This window comes from Acinetobacter radioresistens DSM 6976 = NBRC 102413 = CIP 103788 (genome assembly GCF_006757745.1).
GTDB classification, from domain to species: domain Bacteria; phylum Pseudomonadota; class Gammaproteobacteria; order Pseudomonadales; family Moraxellaceae; genus Acinetobacter; species Acinetobacter radioresistens.
Genome location: NZ_AP019740.1, coordinates 454744 through 475613, shown reverse-complemented (window position 1 = coordinate 475613; position 20870 = coordinate 454744). Strand labels below are relative to the sequence as shown.

Sequence of the window (20870 nt, the reverse complement as noted above, 5' to 3'; positions counted from 1 at the left end):
GACAGTTTTTTTTGAGACAAGCCTTCATTGCGCAGGCGGAGACTGTTACTATCAAAGAAAATTCTGAGTGATCAAACCGCTATGCACAATTCGATTGAACAGTATATGCAAACGGTCGGACAACAGGCTCGTCAGGCTTCGCGTCTGCTGGCCAGTGCTTCTACCGATACTAAAAACAATGCCTTGTCCGCAATCTACACAGCGCTTGAGAACAGTGAAACACAAATTCTCACGGCTAACCAGATGGATATGACCAAGGGCCGTAACAATAATTTGGACAGTGCACTGCTCGATCGCTTGGAACTGACTCCCAGCCGTTTCAAAGGTATGCTGCAGGGTTTAAAGGATGTCATCGGTCTGGTAGATCCGATTGGTGAAATTACTGACATGTCCTATCGTCCCTCAGGCATCCAGCTCGGTAAAATGCGTGTGCCCTTAGGCGTAGTCGGTATGATTTATGAATCCCGTCCGAATGTTACCCTAGAGGCTGCCTCTCTTGCGCTTAAATCAGGCAACGCCATCATTTTACGTGGTGGCTCTGAAGCATTCGAATCGAATCAGGCGATTGCAGCGGCTATTCAACATGGTTTAAAAACTGCCGGACTGCCCGAACATGCGGTTCAGGTACTGGAAACCACCGACCGGGCTGCTGTAGGCCAACTGATTACCTTGACCGAATATGTCGATGTTATTGTGCCACGTGGTGGCAAGAGCCTGATTGAACGAATCACAGAAGAGGCACGTATTCCTGTGATCAAGCATTTAGACGGTAACTGCCATGTATTTGTAGAGGCACAGGCAGATTTGCATAAAGCCTTGCCAATTTCTTTAAATGCAAAGACTCATCGTTACGGCGTATGTAATGCCATGGAAACCCTGCTGGTCGATGAACAGATTGCTGATGACTTTCTACCCCATATTGCCGAGCTGTATCAGGAAAAGCAGGTTGAGCTACGTGGCTGCCCTGAAACCCGTCGTATTTTGGGTACTTCAGTCAAGGCCGCCACTGAAGAAGACTGGTACACTGAATATCTCGGACCAATTCTGGCAGTAAAAGTCGTGAGTGGTATTGATGAAGCAATTGAGCACATCAATAAATATGGCTCGCATCATACTGATGCCATTATTACTGAAAACTTCTCTCTGGCACGCAAGTTTCTGGCCTTAGTAGACTCAAGTTCAGTGATGGTCAATGCATCGACCCGTTTTGCTGACGGCTTTGAATATGGTCTGGGTGCCGAGATCGGCATTTCAACTGATAAGATTCATGCCCGTGGTCCGGTGGGTCTCGAAGGGCTAACCTCACAAAAATGGATCGTTTTAGGTGATGGACAAATCCGTCATTAATTTCCTATTTAATTAGGATTACCTGTATACAAATCCTGATGTTTAGCATCAAACTCTGGTGCTAAACAGCCCAAATACTCCAGAATTCCTCTTTTCAGTCTAATAATTATAAAAACAAGGAGATGGATATGTTCTTTTATTTAATGTTGAGTACTTTCATTTTAGCACTGCTGGTTTCCTTCATTGTGATGCGAATTTTTTCCAGCTCTATTAATACTATTTTAGCCCGTATTATTCATGATCCTATTTATACAGCTTGGGCCAAATATACAAAATTTGCCGGCATGGTCGTAGGTACCTCTTCCGGAGTTCGCATCTACGATATGGAAAAATATATTAATCCTGTCAACTACGGCCCCAAAGATGAACGTTTTATTATTGAACTGACGAATGAGCGCTGGTTTCTGGAAATTTACCGGACAATTATCGAAACTCTGCAAGGTTTAGCCTGGATGATGCTGGTATTTTTCATGGTGGCACTGATTGCCTATGTTCTGGTGAGATGGGCCGAGATGAAATATAAATCTCAGGGGCAAGAGTAATAAATAAAGAAATGAACTATAGATGAAATTTGCAACGATACTTTAGCTTTGCGTAAAACCGAATATGATTTTTTTATTCCTGTGCTACGCTATAACAATTAACTGATTAATATTAAATATTATTGAATAGACCATCCATAGTGCTTAAGTCTAATCGGCTAAAGTCTAGGTTGGACAGAAAAAATACACGTGTTAAAACATACTCATGATCTCTAGCCTGTACACTGGTTCAAGATCAGAGGGACAAGATTATTTCAATTAGAATTCGGGTATCCAACGTGTCTACATCAGTATTAGTCATCAATTGCGGTTCTTCATCTATTAAATATGCCTTAATCTCTGAGCAGGCAAAAGATCGTATCTATGGTTTGGCAGAAAATCTGGGCTCTGCTGATGCACGCATCAAAGGTGTTACCATTGGTGGACAACCACTTGAACTTTCGATCCCTCATGCTGATCACGAACAGGCACTAGAAACCATTTTAAGCCGCCTGTCACAATACAAACCGCAAGCAATTGGTCACCGGGTAGTTCACGGCGGCACACTAACCAAGGCCGAACTACTGACTGATACGATTGTAGAACGTATTCGTGAAGCAACTCCGCTCGCACCATTGCATAACCCGGCTCATCTGGTAGGTATCGATGCTACCATGCGCCTGTTTCCCGAGCTTCCTCAGGTTGCAGTTTTCGACACTGCTTTTCACCAGACAATGCCGGCGCATGCTTATCGCTATGCAGTACCAAAATTCCTATACACAGAACATAATGTCCGTCGCTATGGCTTCCATGGCACCAGTCATGCTTACGTTTCTGAGCGTGGTTCAGAACTGGCTGGAAACCTTAAACAAGGGGGCTGGCTAACTGCACATCTGGGTAACGGCAGTTCAACTTGCGCCATTTGGAATGGTCAGAGCGTAGATACATCAATGGGGCTTACCCCTCTTGAAGGTGTAGTAATGGGTACACGCAGTGGCGATGTTGATCCAAGTCTGCACAGCTTCTTAGCAGCCAACCTTGGCTGGGATGTCTATAAGATTGACCGCATGCTAAACAAGGAAAGTGGCCTGCTGGGCTTATCTGATCTTTCTAATGACATGCGAACTTTAATTGAAGCTTCTGAACAGGGCAATGAAGATGCCACGCTGGCAATTGAAGTATTCTGTTACCGTCTTGCCAAATCTCTTGCTGCCATCAGCTGTGGGCTGCCACGTATTGACGGACTGATCTTTACTGGGGGTATTGGGGAAAACTCAGCTTATATTCGTGAAAAGACGCTCTCCTATCTGCCACACTTTGGCTTCAACTTAAATAAAACCCAAAACAATGAATTAAAACGTGGTACTGAAGGTCGGATTGACCAAGGCCATGGCCCACAAATATGGGTGATTCCAACCGATGAAGAGGCACGGATCGCCCAAGAAACCCGTCAGGTAGCTGCACAGACGAGCTTACTATCAAAAAAGTCTGAACTTGCTGTAGAGCCTGCTTAATTGCGGGCTTTAACCTTCTGTGATTTATATTTTGTTTAATTTTTTAAGGCTCCTATGAATACAATTCTACTGATTCCAACTGGAGAAGGTGTCGGTCTGACTTCAGCCTGCCTGGGAATGATCTATGCACTGGACTGTAATGGTATTAAGGCAGGATTTTTAAAACCTTTTTCTGAATCTTTTCAGGAAAATGATCAGAACCGTACCACTAGCCTGTTTGAACATTTATTCCAGACCAGTACGGTTGAACCGATTGCATATGAAAGAGTTAGCCAGCTGATCGCACTGGAAGAAATGGATGAATTGCTTGAGGAAGCAGTCAGCCTGCATCGCAGTATTGCCACCAAACATGATGTGATTATTGTAGAAGGCTTACTGCCAAATCATGAAGACCAGTTTGCAGGTGAGTTAAATGCCGCCCTTGCACAGGCACTAGATGCCAAGGTAATCCTGGTCAGTACTGCAGACGTACAGAATCCGCGTAAAACTGCTGAAAAAATTGAAGCACATCTACGCCAGTTCGGTGGCGCTGCTTCAGAGCGTACAGCAGGTGTGCTGTTCATGCGGACTAAAGGCTTACCTGAAGAAGTTGCACAGATTCCGGTGACCATTGATCCTTCACTGCGTTTAAGTGCAGAAATTGCAACCTTTACGATAGAGCTGCAAAAATATAACCGTTATTTAGGGACTGCTGACTTACCGATTATTGGTCTGGTTCCATTTAGCAATACCCTGAGTGTTCCACGTACACTAGACATTGCCCGTCTGATTCAGGGCGAATGGATTCATCAGGGGGAAGCACGGCAGCGTCGTGTATTACATAGCAGCCTGATTACCTCAAGTATTGAATATGAGCTGAACAAATTTGTTGCCGGTGAACTGATTATCAGTGCTTCCGAACGTACCGATGTACTACTTGCCAGCAGTTTAGCTACCAGTCATGGTATACCGCTAGCAGGCCTGGTACTAACCGAGCGTCAGGCACCCAATGCCCAGATTCTGAATTTCTGCCAGAATGCTATCAAACAGGGACTGCCCATTTTACATACGCAGCTGACTACTCTGGAAACAGCACAGCGTCTGGCAAATCTGAGCAATGAAATACCGGTTGACGATACAGAACGTGCCGAGCAGGTTACCCGTTTTGTCTCCAGTCATATTGATCTGGACTGGCTGACCCAGCAAATCAATGGCAATGCAACTCCCCGCCTGTCCCCTTCAGCTTTCCGGCATGAACTGGTTCAGAAGTCGATTGCTGCGAAAAAGCGCATCGTTCTACCAGAGGGTGATGAACCTCGGACTATTCAGGCTGCGGCGATCTGCCAGTCTCGCGGAATTGCTCACTGTATTTTGCTAGCCAAACCAGAAGCAGTTTTAGAAATTGCCAAAGCCCGTAATATTGAATTACCAGACGATCTTGAAATCATTGATCCGGATACTATTCGTAGCCAGTACATTAGCAGTATGGTCGAGCTGCGAAAAGGCAAGATCAATGACATTCAGGCCAAAGAACAGTTACAGGATACTGTAGTGCTAGGCACCATGATGCTGGCACTGGATCAGGTTGACGGACTGGTTTCTGGGGCGGTACATACCACGGCTAACACGGTGCGACCGGCATTTCAACTGATTAAAACAGCTCCAGAATATTCGCTGGTCTCTTCAGTATTCTTTATGCTGTTACCAGATGAAGTCTATGTATATGGGGATTGTGCTATTAATCCCGATCCAGATGCCCAGCAGCTTGCTGAGATTGCCATCCAATCCGCAGATTCAGCCAGGGCCTTTGGTATTGACCCGCGTATTGCCATGATCAGTTACTCAACCGGAACCTCAGGTACCGGTGCCGATGTTGATAAAGTTCGTGAAGCAACAGAGATTGCCCGTCAACGTCGCCCTGATCTGTTGATTGATGGTCCTTTGCAGTATGACGCTGCGTCTGTTGAAAGCGTGGGCCGCCAGAAAGCACCTGAGTCACCTGTAGCAGGGCGCGCCAATGTCTTTATCTTCCCAGACCTCAATACTGGCAACACAACTTACAAGGCTGTACAGCGTGCTGCAAATGTCGTAAGTGTTGGCCCAATGCTGCAAGGACTGAACAAGCCGGTAAATGACCTGTCACGCGGCGCTTTGGTTGATGATATTGTTTTTACGATTGCTTTGACTGCCATTCAGGCAGAACAACAGGCGACAGTATAAATTTTTAAATAAAACAGCCCCAGTATTTCAATTGGGGCTGTTTTATTTTGCTCTAAAACACTTTCCTTTACATTAACTGGGCCAACCATATGGTATGTCGGGCGCAGTCAGGATCTTCAAACCGCATATTTACCACCCTAAAACCGAACATCTCAAACAGATTCTTATATTCATCCGGGTCCAGACTTGCATGATATAAAACCTCACCCTGCATTTCCCCTAGAGCTGTGCCATGACTCGGGCCAGTGGTTAACATTAATGCCGTACCGGTTTTTGCATGTTTCTTAAAAATATGAAACATTGCTCTCTGGTCATTATGAGTCAAATGAAAAAAGCTGTCCCAAGCGATAATGCCATTAAAGCTTTGCTTCAAATCCAGTTGACGCATATCAGCTTCTAACCAGTTATGCTCAGGAAAACGGTTCCTAGATATTTCGAGCATGGCAGCTGAACTATCTATACCTGTAATTTGACATTTTTTTGCAGAAAAATATTGAGCGGTTGGTATGCCAGTACCGCAACCCAGGTCAAGAATAGATGATTGATCAGGAATCAGATTTAAAAACTGTTCAAGCCAGACTTGTTCATAAAAATGCTGGGAGCGTACCTTATCCCATTCGATCGCATATTTTTTATAGATCGGAATAATATTATCTGCGTATTGTTGATCTGACATACCTGATGATAGTTTTAAAATTCAGGAAAAGAATAGCAGAATGCCAAGAGAGGTTACAGGCTAAAAGTAGATAAAGAAGAGAACAATCTAGAAAGAAGATAAAGCTTAGGCTTGATCTTCTAACTGACCATAGAACCAGGTTGCAGCAATAAATATCATAAATGCAATAACCATGAGAATGCTAGATACTGTCATTGTTGATGACTCTATGTAGTGGATACCGGCATTATGCGAAAGTTTTATGACAACTTTATGACAATTTTCTTAAAACTTATATTACTAAAATAACTTTATATAAATCAAATAATAATGACTAAAAAACCTTGATTTTCAGGTATGCAACTATTACCGAAGTGTCATATCACAGAAAACGCATTTAAAAGACCTGCCAAGAATTCGTTTTATGCCATCCTGCGCTACCTTTCTTTTTACTATTAAACTTTCGCCCAAAACCTTGCCGGAAATACCCACAGCGGATGCTTTTTGTCTTATAATTTTGGCCGCTAGCTAACAGCCCGCTCAAGAGACATTTGATATGACAACTATTATCAAGCAAGACGACTTGATCACTTCGGTCAAGGATGCGCTTCAGTTCATTTCGTACTACCACCCGCAAGACTTTATTCAGGCAATGAGCCGTGCGTATGACCGTGAAGAAAACCAGGCTGCTAAAGATGCAATTGCACAGATCCTGATCAACTCACGCATGTGTGCTGAAGGTCATCGCCCAATCTGTCAGGATACAGGTATTGTCAATGTATTTCTTGAAGTGGGTCTGGATGTTAAATTCGATTTAACCATGAGCCTGGACGATGCCATTAATGAAGGTGTACGTCAGGGTTATTTGGAAAATACCAATGTCTTACGTGCTTCCGTTCTAGCTGATCCGGCATTTGGTCGCAAAAACACCAAAGATAATACCCCGGCAGTGATCCACTATAAACTCGTTCCGGGTAATAAAGTAGATATTACGGTTGCAGCAAAAGGCGGCGGCTCAGAGAACAAATCTAAACTGGCAATGCTCAATCCATCTGACTCAATCGTGGACTGGGTTTTAAAAACTGTCCCAACTATGGGTGCAGGCTGGTGTCCTCCTGGAATGCTCGGAATTGGTATCGGTGGTACTGCTGAAAAAGCCATGATGCTTGCTAAAGAAGCTCTCATGGAAGAAATCAATATGGATGAGCTGCTACGTCGTGGCCCACAAAGCAAGATGGAAGAGCTGCGTATTGAAATCTTCGAAAAAGTTAATGCCTTAGGTATTGGTGCACAAGGTCTAGGCGGTTTGACTACAGTACTGGATATCAAGATCAAGGATTATCCTTGTCACGCTGCTGGCAAGCCAGTAGGCATGATTCCAAACTGCGCCGCGACCCGCCATGCACACTTTACACTAGACGGTTCAGGTGTAGCGCATATTCAGGCGCCGAGCCTTGAAGACTATCCTGCTGTAACTTGGGATTCCTCAACTTCTAAACGTGTTGATCTCGACCACATTACTCAAGAAGAGATGAATTCCTGGAAACCGGGCGATACCCTACTTCTTAATGGTACAATTTATACTGGCCGTGATGCTGCCCATAAACGCATGGTTGATATGCTGAACAACGGCGAAGAGCTTCCTGTTGATTTAAAAGGTAAGTTTATTTACTACGTTGGTCCGGTAGATCCTGTAGGCGATGAAGTGGTTGGTCCTGCCGGTCCGACAACAGCAACACGTATGGATAAATTCACCCGCCAAGTGCTAGAAGCAACTGGTCTCTACGGTATGATCGGTAAAGCAGACCGAGGTCCTGCTGCGGTTGAAGCGATTAAGGATAATAAAGCGACCTACCTCATGGCAGTCGGTGGCGCTGCATATCTGGTTTCTAAAGCTATTCGTGAAGCAGAAGTGGTGGCTTTTGAAGACTTAGGGATGGAGGCAATCTATAAATTTGTGGTAAAAGATATGCCTGTATCTGTAGCAGTCGATGTAAACGGCACTTCAGTGCATGCAACTGCACCTAAAATCTGGCAAGCTAAAATTGGTAAAATCCCGGTGGTGGATGCTGCTGCGGTTTAAACTGGTATAAATTAAAAAAGCATCCAATCATGGATGCTTTTTTATTTTTTTAATTAAAATATTTTCTCTAATCCTGTGCTTTTATTTGCTTAGTTAGATATTAAGAAAAGAAAACTAATTTTACCAAGTTAAAGGATTCCAGAGTTTAAAACGCTTCTTTAAAGCCAGCTCTTCACCTTCTTCATAATTTTGTTTGACAATTTTACGCTTGGGTTCAGTTAATTTACCCTGTGCATCAGTAAAAGCAGCGAAATTAAGTCCGGGACTTTTAAGCTGGGTAGTGCGAATTTCACGGAGTCCCTGTTTGACAGGCATTTGTATTAATGGTCCTGCGCGCAATAAACCAAGATTATGGTCAGGTGAGCCCCGAAATTTCTCTTCTTCATACTTCAGAAAATACTGCTGACCAGCACTCACTTTAAAGTCAGCCACTATCGGCTTTTGAAAATGTATTACGCCTAAGGGCCGGCTAATAGTCAGGCGGTAATGACCCTCGGCCAGTTCCAGCCAATAATAATGATTACTGATCAGACTCGGAATACGCTCACCATTCAGAAAAAAATTAGGTGCTACTACTTCCTGCCGGTTCCAGCGGCTATCCGGACGGTACAGATATACCACTGCAGCTTGCGGATGTTGGGGCTTAACTCGCTGAAAAAGCTGTCCCGGTTTCTGGTTTACCCAGGAACCAACTGAAAACATTCCAACCCGGTGCTGCTCTAGCATAGAAGGCGACTGACTCAGATCTATATTTTTTAACGTAGAGACCAAAGCCGGAGTTGGAGGCGAAACAGGTCGAGTATGACATCCCCATAGCATTCCGCTACCAAGTATTGTCAGCAATAAATAGCGCATGATTATCCCTTACCATGTTTTTCTTGTTTTAAATTTTTATCATGTTGCATTAACATTCTATTGAGCTTAACACCCGCATGTAAATTTGAAAATAAAAAAACGTGCCCAGCGGATTACACTCGGCACGTTTCAGATGAATAGCCAATCAGACTCAGGCAGATTTGGTATTCACAACCTTCAGCTCAGATTTAGGGACTGCCCCTTCTTCACCTTCTTGACGCGGCAAACGCTCAGAACGATATTCTGGCTCAGCACCATCATTGATTACTGCCTCATTAATGACCACTGTCCCGACATCGTTACGGCTTGGCAGGTCATACATGGTTTCGAGCAGGACATTTTCCAAAATAGAGCGTAGACCACGTGCTCCGGTATTACGTTCTAGTGCCTTTTTAGCAACAGCACGTAGGGCAGAATCTTCAAATACCAGATCCACATCTTCCATATTGAAAAGATACTGGTATTGACGGGTCAATGCATTTTTAGGCTCTGTCAGAATCTGCATCAGTGCATCTTCATCCAGCTCTTCAAGTGTTGCAATCACTGGCAGACGACCAATAAATTCTGGAATCAAGCCAAATTTAACCAGATCAGCCGGTTCTACCTGACGGAACAGCTCGGCAAGCTTTTTAGTTTCATCTTTGCTTTTTACTTCTGCAGTAAAGCCGATTCCACCTTTTTCCTGACGATGCTGTACAATTTTTTCCAATCCGGAGAAAGCGCCGCCACAGATAAACAGGACATTTGAGGTATCTACCTGGATAAATTCCTGCTGTGGATGCTTGCGTCCACCTTGAGGTGGAATAGAAGCAACTGTACCTTCAATCATTTTCAGCAAAGCCTGCTGAACACCTTCACCAGAAACATCACGGGTGATCGATGGATTTTCAGACTTACGAGTAATCTTATCAATCTCATCGATATAAATAATACCCTTCTGTGCTTTCTCGATATCGTAATCAGCTTTTTGCAAAAGCTTCTGTACAATATTCTCGACATCTTCACCCACATAACCGGCTTCAGTTAAAGTGGTGGCATCTGCCATAGCAAATGGTACATCCAGAAGACGGGCAAGAGTTTGTGCAAGCAGGGTTTTACCTGAACCTGTCGGTCCGATCAGCAAAATATTACTTTTGGCAATTTCAACCTTATCTTCTGTTTTCTGTCCATTCTGGCTGACTTTCAGACGCTTGTAATGGTTGTAGACAGCTACAGACAATGTTTTTTTAGCAATATCTTGACCAATCACATATTGGTCAAGCGCAGCACGAATCTCGTGCGGTTTTGGCAAAGGACGGCTTGCCCAGTCACCAGTTTCGACTTGCTGGCTGGTTTGTACAAGGTCCAAGCATACGTCCACACATTCATTACAAATATAAGCGTCCTCGCCTGCAATCAGTTTCCCGACTTCAGACTGCGTTTTACCGCAAAATGAACAATGCTTTTGTCCTTGAGGATGTTCGGACATATTTACTCCAATACTTGAATCTTAAAAATTAAGGGCGCTTGCTGAGAACTTCATCAACCAGGCCATATTCTTTGGCAGCTTGAGCTGTCATAAAGTTATCGCGGTCAGTGTCACGTGCAATACGTTCATAGTCCTGACCACTGTGTTCAGCCATCAGACGGTTCAGGCGTTCTTTAATAAACAGTATTTCACGTGCATGGATCTCAATGTCTGAAGCCTGACCACGGAAACCGCCCAAAGGCTGGTGTATCATGACACGGGCATTTTCCAGACAGAAACGCTTACCTTTGGCACCGGCATTTAATAAAAATGCCCCCATTGAAGCCGCCTGTCCCATACAATAGGTCACTACATCTGGTTTAATAAACTGCATGGTATCGTAAATTGCCATACCTGCAGTGACTGATCCCCCTGGTGAATTGATGTAGAGATGGATATCCTTGTCAGGATTTTCTGCCTCTAAAAACAACATTTGTGCCACAATCAGATTGGCCATGTTATCTTCAACTTCACCAGTTAAAAAAATTACACGCTCACGCAGAAGCCGTGAAAAAATATCAAAAGAACGTTCACCACGAGATGATTGCTCAACCACCACCGGAACTAAAGCATTTTCAATACTTGGGACATACATAGGGCTATTTATTCCTAAAATTCTTATGACTCAGCTCATAGCCACAATATGAGGGATAATTTGCAAAAATGCAAAATTTTCCCTAGTGAATATTGAATAAAAAACGGGGAAATATCGTGTATATAAACTAATTTAACAAATTTACGACGTGTATAAAAAAAGGCGCATTAAGCGCCTTTTTCTGTATCAGTCAGATTTAAGCACGACGAGCTTGCTGTTCTTTTAGCAAATCTTCATAGCTCACTTCTGTATCTGAAACCTGAGCTGCAGCAAGAATATAGTCAACAACCTGGTCTTCAAGCACAACAGCCTCGATTTGAGCACGTTGCTGTTTATCATTTTTGAAGTACTCAATAACTTCAGTTGGGTCTTCATAAGAAGAAGCCATATCTTCGATATAAGCCTCTACACGAGCCGGATCAACTTCAAGTTTAGCATCAGCCAAAACCTTGCTTACCAGTACACCAAGTTTTACTGATTTTTCTGCCTGTTCTTTAAACAGTTCATCAGGAAGCATGCTCTTGTCAAAAGTTTGCGCGTTTGCACCACCAAACTGCTGGGTAAACTGCTGGATCATCTGTTGACGTTGGCGGTCGATTTCCTGAGCAACCATGGCACTTGGAACTTCAACTTCATTTGCTTCAACCAGTGCATCAAATGCAGCCTGTTTTACCTGGTTACGAAGACCGTTACGAACTTCACGTTCCATATTTTTACGAACGTCAGCTTTTAACTTGTCAATTCCTTCTTCTTCAGAAACACCAAAGGTTTGCAGGAATTCAGCATCCAGTTCAGGAAGTTTTGCTTTCTCAACCTGCTTTACAGTAATTTTAAATTGTGCCGCTTTACCTGCCAGATTTTCAGCCTGATAGTCTTCAGGGAAAGTAACATCAATCACTTTCTCTTCGCCTTTCTTCATGCCAATGATGCCATCTTCAAAGCCAGGAATCATACGGCCTGAGCCTAAGACCAGTTTAAAGTCAGTTGCAGAACCGCCTTCAAATTTTTCACCATCGATTGTTCCTTCGAAGTCAAAAGTGACCTGCATGTCTTTTTTCGCCATACCTTTGGTCTCAACCCAGGTTTGACGCTGTTTTTGCAGGTTTTCAATCATCTGGTCAACATCTTTATCTTGAATTTCAGATGTTTTACGCTCAACAGTAAGAGTATCTAGAGCTTTAACTTCTACTTCAGGATAAACTTCTACAGTGGCTTCATATACCAGCGCATCATCTTTATTTTCAACTTTATCAATATTTGGCATGCCAACAGCATTGATTTTTTCTTGTTGAATCGCTTCAAATACAGTGTCACGAATAATATCGTTCACCACTTCCTGATAAATACCAGCGCCATATTCACGGCGTACAACGTTTACAGGCACTTTGCCCTGGCGGAAGCCGTTGATCTTCACAGTTTTGGCAGTGCGTTTCAAGCGAGCTTCAAACTGCTCGTTAATACGGCTCGTCGGTACAGAAACATTTAAACGACGGGCAACGCCCGAAACCGCTTCAGAAGTTACTTGCATGGCTTCCTCGATATGTGTGTTAGTAATAACAGTTTTAAAAAGTGCCACATTATATGACAACATTTAAAGATATACAAAATACACCGAAGAAACTACCTGAATTCGCCTGATTTGCATGAAATTAAGAAGATTATTTTAAATTTGGTCCCGAATTAAATATTAACTTCCTCCCTTAATATCGATAGAGAATTAAAAATATTGGAAACTCTGTCAAATTTGCCCTTTTAATAAAGCGCTGATCAATTTTAATTTTTATAAAGAAGTATTTAGTTTTTATTTAAATATCCTATTAAAAGCTATAAATTCCCGTATTCAACACAAAATATTAATTATCAAAAACTTATAAATTTTAAGTTACTGTATAACATTAATTTATTGAATTAAAGATATAAAGTTTATTGCCAATACCAATACAAAAATATGGTGATAAAAAATAAGAATCATTATTATTCGCATACAATTTCACACTATACATTTTGAGTAAGAAATGGCTTTCATCAAAACACGTAAGAAAATCGTATCTTCTGCGATTGTCTCATCACTTTCAGTGATGGCGGGGCATGCTGTTGCACAAGATCAAGTTGCTCAACTTGAAACTATTCACTCCCAAGCCACCACAGAACAACAAAGCTTAAAGGTAGATCAGTCTGCAAATAGCAAATTTGTTGCTCCTTTACTAGATACCCCTAAATCAGTTTCTATTATTTCGAATCAGCTGATTGAAGATACTAAAGTAACGACTTTAAGTGATGCCTTACGCACTGTGCCTGGAATTACCCTAGGAGCAGGTGAAGGTGGAAATCCAAATGGAGACCGACCATTTATTCGGGGTTATAACTCTGAAAGTTCAATGTATGTTGATGGCGTTCGTAACGCTACCTCTCAAAACCGTGAAATGTTTGCTGTAGAACAGGTTGAAGTCACTAAAGGTTCTGCTTCTGCTATGGGCGGAGCAGGTACAGTGGGCGGCAGTATCAACTTGATTTCTAAAGTAGCTAAAAAAGGCGACTTTCTAGAAGGCTCTGTTGAAAATGGTACAGATAATTATCAGCGTATAACGCTAGATGGTAATAAAGACTTCGGTAATGGGATAGCAGCCCGCGTTGCCATTATGGGGCACCACAATGAAAAAGCCGGCCAGTCTGATGGGGCTGAATATAAACGTGCCGGTATTGCACCAAGTATTACATTTGGTTTAGATACTTCTACTCGTGCGACCCTGAGCTACTACTACCTAAAAACAGACGATACTCCTGATTCAGGCGTACCATACAACAACCCTACTGGATATTCGCAATATTCAGGAAAGCCAATTGATGTCAAACAAGGAATTTATTACGGCTGGAAAGACCGTGATTTCCAAAAACAGGAAAATCAGGTTGGTACAATCAAGTTAGAACATGATCTGGCTGATAATCTAACCATTTCAAATACCGCAGTTTATAGCAAGTCTAAGAATGATTATCTGTGGACCAACCCGGATGATTCTCAAGGAAACATTTATAAAAATGGGAATGTATGGGCACGTGTAAACTCACGTATTGCTAATACTGATACATTTACTGACCAGTTAGCATTAACTGGAAAATTTAATACTGGCACTCTTAAGCATAGCTTTAACTTAGGTGCTGAGTATTCGGATCAAGAAACAGATCGTACTCAATATATTATTAATGGCTTGTCTGCTACAGGTGCAGAATACAACAAATGTACCCCTGCCGATATTGCTTCGGGCTGGTGTACTTCTGTTCAAAATCCTAATCGGGGACCATGGACAGGAAGTATCAGTACTGAAGGTGCAGACCAATATAATACACAAACTAAGTCTACTTCTATTTATTTCCTAGACAGCATTGAATTCAATCCACAATGGATTTTAGATTTAGGCTTACGTTGGGACAAGTTTGATACAGAACAAACCATGACATATGGCGCACGTAACAGTGCTGTTCTAGGTTCATCCACCACTCCTCCAACAAAACAAGTTGGCGAGCAAGTTAAAACTGAAAGTGATACTGATTTCTTTACTTATCAAGCAGGTATAACTTTCAAACCAGTTGAAAATGGTTCAATTTATGCCAGCTATGCAACATCTGCAAACCCTGTAGGTGTAGATGCTGGTGACGGTTCTGAAGGTATTGGCGCAGCGTATAGCAATTTAGATCCTGAAGAAAGCCAGACTTTCGAAATTGGGACCAAATGGGATCTTTTAGAAAATCGTTTAAATTTAACTGCTGCAATTTTCCGTACTGAAAAGCAGAATGCGCGTATTCAGTTGAGTCCTACTACTTATAGTAATATTGGCGAAAGCAAAGTTGACGGTATTGAGCTGGGCTTGAACGGTAAAATTACCGATAAATGGGATATCAGCGCCGGCTATACCTATCTAGATAGTGAAGCAACTAAGAATGGCGTAAGCTGTCGTGGCACAACCTGTACTGACCAAGCGGTATTTAACGGTAACCGGATGCCGAATGTTCCTAAAAACAGCGCTACACTTTGGACAAACTATCAGGCTCTTCCACAACTTCAACTTGGTGCTGGTGCAACTGCAATGGACAAAGTCTATGGTGACTTAGCCAATACCAAGTATGTACCGGGCTATGTCCGTTACGATGCCATGGCACGCTATAACGTAAATAAAAATGTTGATCTGCAGCTGAACCTTAACAATCTCTCAGATAAACGCTATTTCACTAAAGCCTATGCTTCTCACTATGCTACAGAAGCAGAAGGCCGCAATGCTGTACTGTCTTTAAACTTTAAATATTAATCTTGTGCCGAAAACCATAATATTTTTATGGTTTTTAGCTTAAAATAGCCTCTATATAGGGGCTATTTTTATATCCATATTTTACTAAGACAGGTGAAAGCCGTGATCCATCATATTCCTCATGTATTAACTCAAACCCAGGTCCAGCATTTTCGGGAAGAAATGGCTAAAATTGAGTGGGTCAATGGCAAAGTCACCGCAGGGACGCTGTCAGCCACGGTCAAACAAAATCAGCAGCTTCCAGAAGACCATCCTCTTACTCATCATTTAAGTACAATTATTTTAGAATCTTTAGGCCAGCACCCATTATTTTTATCGGCCGCCATTCCTCTTGATATCATTCCTCCGTTATTCAATCGCTATGAAAATAATGAGGCATTCGGTTTTCATGTCGACAACTCTATCCGCCGTATCCGTGGGACCAATGAGCGGTTACGGACCGATCTGTCCTGTACTGTATTTTTAAGTGAGCCGGAAGAGTATGTAGGAGGTGAATTGGTGGTAGAAGATACTTATGGTTATCACGAAGTCAAGCTGCCAGCCGGAGACATGATTCTCTACCCTTCAACCAGTCTGCATGAAGTCACACCAGTCACCCAAGGCTGCCGGATTGCTTCATTTTTCTGGGTACAAAGTATGGTACGTGATGATGCAGAACGTCATATGCTGTTTAATCTGGACCAGACTATACAAAACCTGCGCATGCAGCTGGGTGACCAGCATCAGGAGGTTATCAAGCTCACAAATCTGTATCACAACCTGATGCGTAAATGGGCAGAGCTTTAAGACAGTTAAAGAAAAAATAAACTGTTATTTTAATAGGCTTTTTCTATTAATTATAGTTGTCTGATTATTTTACAGATAACGATTGACAGCTTATTTTTTATCACGTAATTTTAAGGGCATGAATATATACCCGAATATTCTCGCCCTCCTCCCTACAGGCTCCCTCCTGAGCTTGCCCCTGATGCTGCGCCTCGCGCGCGCATAATATATACCTGCCTGTATAAGGCTAAAAGATACCTTGAAATTTTAAATAGTTTGACAAAATATAGTTAATATAAAAGTAGTACGTTGCGCTTAAATTCGATCCGAGCCACCTTGCTACATAAGGAGTTCCCTCATGATGTTGGCTGACCCAAGTAAAAAATACCGTCGTATGTATCAGCGTGTCGATTTACCAGACCGCCAGTGGCCAAATAAAGAAATCAATCAAGCGCCTATCTGGATGAGTACTGACCTGCGTGATGGTAATCAGGCCATTTTTGAACCGATGGATCTTGAACAGAAATTCAAGATGTTCCAGATGCTGATAAAGATCGGTTTTAAACATATTGAGATTGGTTTTCCATCTGCTTCACAGATTGATTTTGACTTTACCCGTAAGCTGATTGAAGAAAATCATATTCCAGATGATGTCTATATCGAGGTTCTGGTTCAGGCACGTGACCACTTGATTCAACGCACTTTTGAAGCGCTGGAAGGTGCCAAACGCGCGATTGTGCATATCTATAATGCCAACTCACCGACTTTCCGTAACAAGGTATTAAATGTAGATATCAATGGTGCCAAGCAGTTAGCGATTAATGCAGCACAAAAAGTGAAAGAATATGCAGCGCAGTATCCTGAAACTGATTTTATTTTTCAGTACAGCCCTGAATGTTTCTCTGCAACCGAGCTTGAGGTTGCCAAAGACGTTTGTGATGCTGTAACTGAAATCTGGGAAGCCTCTCCGGAAAATAAGGTTATTTTAAACTTGCCAGCTACTGTAGAAGTTTCTACGCCAAATGTTTATGCAGACCAGATCGAATGGATGCACCGCAATATTGAACGTCGTGATGGCGTAATTATTTCAGTTCATTGCCACAATGACCGGGGCTGCGGTATTGCTGCCTCAGAACTGGCCATTATGGCAGGTGCAGACCGTGTGGAAGGCTGCGTATTTGGTAATGGCGAACGGACTGGTAATGTTGATGTCGCAGCAATTGCCCTGAATATGTACACTCAAGGTGTGGCACCAAACCTGGATTTTTCCAATATTAATGAAATAATTGCTACAGTTGAAGAATGTACCGGTTTGCCTGTACACCCGCGCCATCCATACGCAGGTGATCTGGTCTTTACTGCATTTTCTGGCTCGCACCAAGATGCCATCAAGAAAGGTTTTGAATTCCAGAAAAATGAAGAAATCTGGGATATGCCTTATTTGCCAATTGATCCCAAAGATCTGGACCGTGATTATGATGCAGTAATTCGCGTCAACTCACAGTCAGGTAAGGGTGGTATCGCCTATTTGCTTGAATCTAACTATAACGTTGTATTGCCACGTCGCTTGCAGATTGAATTCTCACAAGTAGTACAAGAGCACACAGATGCGACCGCAACCGAGATTACTGCCCAGGAAATCTGGTCACTGTTCAAGCAGACCTATGTCGAAGCTAAAAATACTCACTACATTGCACAGAACTATAAGCTTTCCGACCATAATGGTAATCAGGTCATTGAACTTGAAGTGACCATGAATGGCCAGAAGCAACAGATCCGTGGAGAAGGCAATGGGCCAATTTCGGCTATTCTGGATGCCTTGCAACTGCCGATTGATGTATTGAACTATGAAGAACGCAGTATTGGTTCAGGTGCTAATGCAAAAGCACTGGCACTGGTCGAACTGCAAGTCAAAGGTTCGGGTAAAAATGCTTTTGGTGCCGGCGTACACGACAATATCGTAACCTCTTCAATTGAGGCCATCCTTGCCTGTACTAACCGCCTGATTGATCAGGGCGTATTACACCCTGAACAGGTCATTGCTGCCGCGATTTAATATACAATTCCTTTTGAAAGGATACCCTGAGCTTGGTATCCTTTTTATTATTCATTTTTAAAGATTTAAGGCGAACCATTCCCGTGTCTTTTCCAAGCGACTCAGTGGGCCTGGTCACCCCGCAAAAGTTTCAATTTGAAGAACCACTCGAACTAGAATGTGGACGTATTCTGCCCCGTTTTGACTTGATGGTTGAAACTTATGGTACCTTGAGCCAAGACAAGTCCAATGCGATTCTGCTTTGCCATGCATTATCTGGTCATCATCATGCCGCAGGTTATCATCATGAAGATGATAAAAAACCGGGCTGGTGGGATGCCTGTATTGGGCCTGGCAAGGCCATTGATACCAACAAGTTTTTTGTAGTGGCCCTGAATAATATTGGGGGCTGCCATGGCTCAACCGGTCCAACCTCCCCTAACCCTGATAATGATAACCTGCCCTATGGTCCGGATTTTCCACTGGTCACTGTACGTGACTGGGTAAAAACCCAGGCACTCCTGTCAGACCGGTTAGGAATTGATGTGTGGTACGCAATTGTGGGTGGATCACTCGGCGGCATGCAGGCACTACAGTGGTCAGTAGATTATCCGGACCGCTTGAAGAATTGTGTGGTGATTGCCAGTGCACCTAAACTATCTGCACAGAATATTGCTTTTAATGAGGTCGCACGCCAGTCTATTCTCTCTGATCCGGATTTCCATCATGGGCGCTATCTGGAACACGACAGTTATCCAAAACGCGGTCTGATTTTAGCGCGTATGGTCGGCCATATTACCTACCTTTCGCAAGAAGCCATGATGCAAAAATTCGGCCGTGACTTGAAGTCCGGAAAATTCATGTATGGTTTTGATGTCGAGTTTCAGGTTGAAAGCTATCTGCGTTATCAGGGTGAACAGTTTAGCCGTAATTTTGATGCCAATACTTATCTGATCATGACCAAAGCTCTGGATTACTTTGATCCCGCCCGTGAATATGAAGAGTCCCTAACCCGGGCCATGAGCCAGACCAAATGCCGTTTTCTGGTCATTTCCTTTACTACAGACTGGCGTTTTACTCCAAAGCGTTCACAAGAAATTGTAGAAGCTCTGATTACGAATCATAAACCGGTCAGTTATCTGGATATTGACGCTGAACAGGGCCATGACTCGTTCTTGTTCCCGATTCCGCTTTATGTAAAAACCTTGCGTGCTTTTCTTGGTGGCGAAGAACACCTGAAGTCCACCCCGAAGGAGACGGTATAATGCGTATTGATCAGCAGCTGGCAGAACGTTGGATCAAACCAGGCTCTAAAGTCCTTGATCTTGGCTGTGGGGATGGAGAATTACTCGCCCATATGAGCCGCCGGCATCAAATTCAGGCCTATGGACTAGAAATTGATCAAGAAAAGATTGCAATTGCCATCAGTCGCGGGTTAAATATTATCCAGCAGGATTTGAACCTGGGTTTGAGCCGTTTTGATGATCAGTCTTTTGACTATGTAGTCATGGCACAGGCTTTACAGGCGGTGGATGCACCAGATGTGTTACTTCGTGACATGGTGCGTGTAGGGAAACAGGCTATTATTACTTTCCCGAACTTCGCCCACTGGAAAACCCGTTCTTTTCTGGCTCTTAAAGGGAAAATGCCTGTTTCGGATGCTCTACCCTATATGTGGTATAACACCCCAAACATTCATTTATGTACGTTCCGCGATTTTGAAGCTTTATGCGCGGAAAATGATATCCAAATTATTAACCGACTCGCCGTGAATGGGAATCAGCAAGGTAGTTTACTGAGTAAACATGTTCCGAATCTGTTTGGTGAAGTCGCTATTTATCGAGTGAGCGCTCTATGAAAAAAACGACCTTAATTGGCACATTGGTATTTGGACTTTTAACTATCCAGGCGCATGCTGACTATATTCCACAACAACAATCTACAGCAGCCCAGGCAGCGCGTTATTCAACTATGGGGATCAATGATCTGGTTAAAGCTGCAAAAGCAGGCCAGCCAGGTGCCCAGTTCTATTTAGCCACCCATTACCAGTACGGTAAAGATATTCAAAAGGATGAAAAGCAGGCATTTGCCTGGTTTAAAGCTGCCGCTGACCAAGGTTTGTCTGCTGCCCAACTGAATGTGGGCCGGATGTATGCAGACGGGATCGGCGTAAAAAAAGATGAGATTCTGGCTCGCCGTTATTTTGAAAAAGCCGCCAGCAGCGGTGACAACCGTGCCAGCTTTAACCTGGCAATGATGGAAGAGCAGAAAAAGAACTATGTAGGTGCTTATCAGTGGTATGAACTGTCTACCCGCGACGGTATGCTCGACACTAAAGTTATTAATCTGTCTGAGGGCAAGAAAACTGCACTGGCAGCTAACCTTACCCAGGAACAGATTCGTATGGCACGTGACCGTGCAGACAAATGGATTCAGGCCCAATAATTTGAAGCTTGTATTTAAGGCGCCTTCGGGCGCTTTTTTATGGTCTCA

Annotated in this window: 16 protein-coding genes; 11 read left to right on the top strand and 5 right to left on the bottom strand. The window is 43.1% G+C overall.

The genetic code is table 11. The annotated features are described in order from the left end of the window. The first annotated feature begins 81 nt into the window (after window positions 1-81). The 4 genes from ACRAD_RS02215 to pta all read left to right on the top strand — a co-directional run bounded on the left by ACRAD_RS02215 (window position 82) and on the right by pta (window position 5581). On the top strand, window positions 82-1347 hold the full coding sequence (locus ACRAD_RS02215) for a glutamate-5-semialdehyde dehydrogenase (RefSeq protein ID WP_005023370.1): 1266 nt from the start codon (window positions 82-84) through the stop codon (window positions 1345-1347). Between the two features lie 128 nt (window positions 1348-1475). After that, complete coding sequence (locus ACRAD_RS02210; RefSeq protein WP_005023368.1) at window positions 1476-1889, top strand: hypothetical protein; 414 nt, start codon at window positions 1476-1478, stop codon at window positions 1887-1889. A gap of 278 nt (window positions 1890-2167) precedes the next feature. Further along, on the top strand, window positions 2168-3382 hold the full coding sequence (locus ACRAD_RS02205; RefSeq protein ID WP_005016542.1) for an acetate/propionate family kinase: 1215 nt from the start codon (window positions 2168-2170) through the stop codon (window positions 3380-3382). A 54-nt stretch (window positions 3383-3436) separates the two neighbouring features. Then, on the top strand, window positions 3437-5581 hold the full coding sequence (gene pta / locus ACRAD_RS02200) for a phosphate acetyltransferase (RefSeq protein WP_005023366.1): 2145 nt from the start codon (window positions 3437-3439) through the stop codon (window positions 5579-5581). A gap of 67 nt (window positions 5582-5648) precedes the next feature. Here the strand turns inward: pta and ACRAD_RS02195 are convergent, their stop codons facing one another. Further along, window positions 5649-6257, bottom strand: coding sequence for a class I SAM-dependent DNA methyltransferase (locus tag ACRAD_RS02195; protein ID WP_005023364.1), 609 nt, complete (start codon window positions 6255-6257; stop codon window positions 5649-5651). A gap of 535 nt (window positions 6258-6792) precedes the next feature. Here ACRAD_RS02195 and ACRAD_RS02190 point away from each other — a divergent pair. Then, window positions 6793-8319 carry a fumarate hydratase gene (locus ACRAD_RS02190; protein ID WP_005016550.1) on the top strand — a complete coding sequence of 509 codons (1527 nt, stop codon included), beginning with the start codon at window positions 6793-6795 and terminating at the stop codon, window positions 8317-8319. A gap of 120 nt (window positions 8320-8439) precedes the next feature. On the opposite strand, the gene ACRAD_RS02185 is transcribed toward ACRAD_RS02190, so the two are convergent. From ACRAD_RS02185 to tig, 4 genes are all read right to left on the bottom strand, one after another. Then, window positions 8440-9174, bottom strand: coding sequence for a DUF2846 domain-containing protein (locus ACRAD_RS02185; protein WP_005023361.1), 735 nt, complete (start codon window positions 9172-9174; stop codon window positions 8440-8442). 151 nt (window positions 9175-9325) lie between these two features. Then, window positions 9326-10642 (bottom strand): ATP-dependent protease ATP-binding subunit ClpX, encoded by a 1317-nt coding sequence (clpX, locus tag ACRAD_RS02180; protein WP_005023359.1) that lies wholly within the window; start codon window positions 10640-10642, stop codon window positions 9326-9328. 28 nt (window positions 10643-10670) lie between these two features. Continuing rightward, the gene (gene clpP / locus ACRAD_RS02175) at window positions 10671-11276 is read right to left on the bottom strand and encodes an ATP-dependent Clp endopeptidase proteolytic subunit ClpP (RefSeq protein WP_005016556.1); all 606 of its coding nucleotides are present in this window, start codon (window positions 11274-11276) and stop codon (window positions 10671-10673) included. 196 nt (window positions 11277-11472) lie between these two features. Further along, window positions 11473-12804, bottom strand: a complete 1332-nt coding sequence (tig, locus tag ACRAD_RS02170; protein ID WP_005023356.1) for a trigger factor — start codon at window positions 12802-12804, stop codon at window positions 11473-11475. A 487-nt stretch (window positions 12805-13291) separates the two neighbouring features. Between tig and ACRAD_RS02165 the strand changes: the two genes are divergently transcribed. From ACRAD_RS02165 to ACRAD_RS02140, 6 genes are all read left to right on the top strand, one after another. After that, complete coding sequence (locus ACRAD_RS02165; RefSeq protein WP_005023353.1) at window positions 13292-15577, top strand: TonB-dependent receptor; 2286 nt, start codon at window positions 13292-13294, stop codon at window positions 15575-15577. 102 nt (window positions 15578-15679) lie between these two features. Next, window positions 15680-16363: a Fe2+-dependent dioxygenase gene (locus ACRAD_RS02160; protein WP_005023351.1), complete on the top strand. Its 684-nt coding sequence runs from the start codon at window positions 15680-15682 to the stop codon at window positions 16361-16363. A 337-nt stretch (window positions 16364-16700) separates the two neighbouring features. Further along, window positions 16701-18398: a 2-isopropylmalate synthase gene (leuA, locus tag ACRAD_RS02155; RefSeq protein WP_005023350.1), complete on the top strand. Its 1698-nt coding sequence runs from the start codon at window positions 16701-16703 to the stop codon at window positions 18396-18398. Between the two features lie 83 nt (window positions 18399-18481). Further along, on the top strand, window positions 18482-19642 hold the full coding sequence (gene metX, locus ACRAD_RS02150) for a homoserine O-succinyltransferase MetX (protein ID WP_010699871.1): 1161 nt from the start codon (window positions 18482-18484) through the stop codon (window positions 19640-19642). Continuing rightward, on the top strand, window positions 19642-20235 hold the full coding sequence (gene metW / locus ACRAD_RS02145) for a methionine biosynthesis protein MetW (protein ID WP_005016574.1): 594 nt from the start codon (window positions 19642-19644) through the stop codon (window positions 20233-20235). The genes metX and metW overlap by 1 nt, the downstream gene beginning before the upstream one ends. Beyond that, window positions 20232-20822: a tetratricopeptide repeat protein gene (locus ACRAD_RS02140; protein ID WP_005016576.1), complete on the top strand. Its 591-nt coding sequence runs from the start codon at window positions 20232-20234 to the stop codon at window positions 20820-20822. The genes metW and ACRAD_RS02140 overlap by 4 nt, the downstream gene beginning before the upstream one ends. The last annotated feature ends 48 nt before the right edge of the window (window positions 20823-20870 follow it).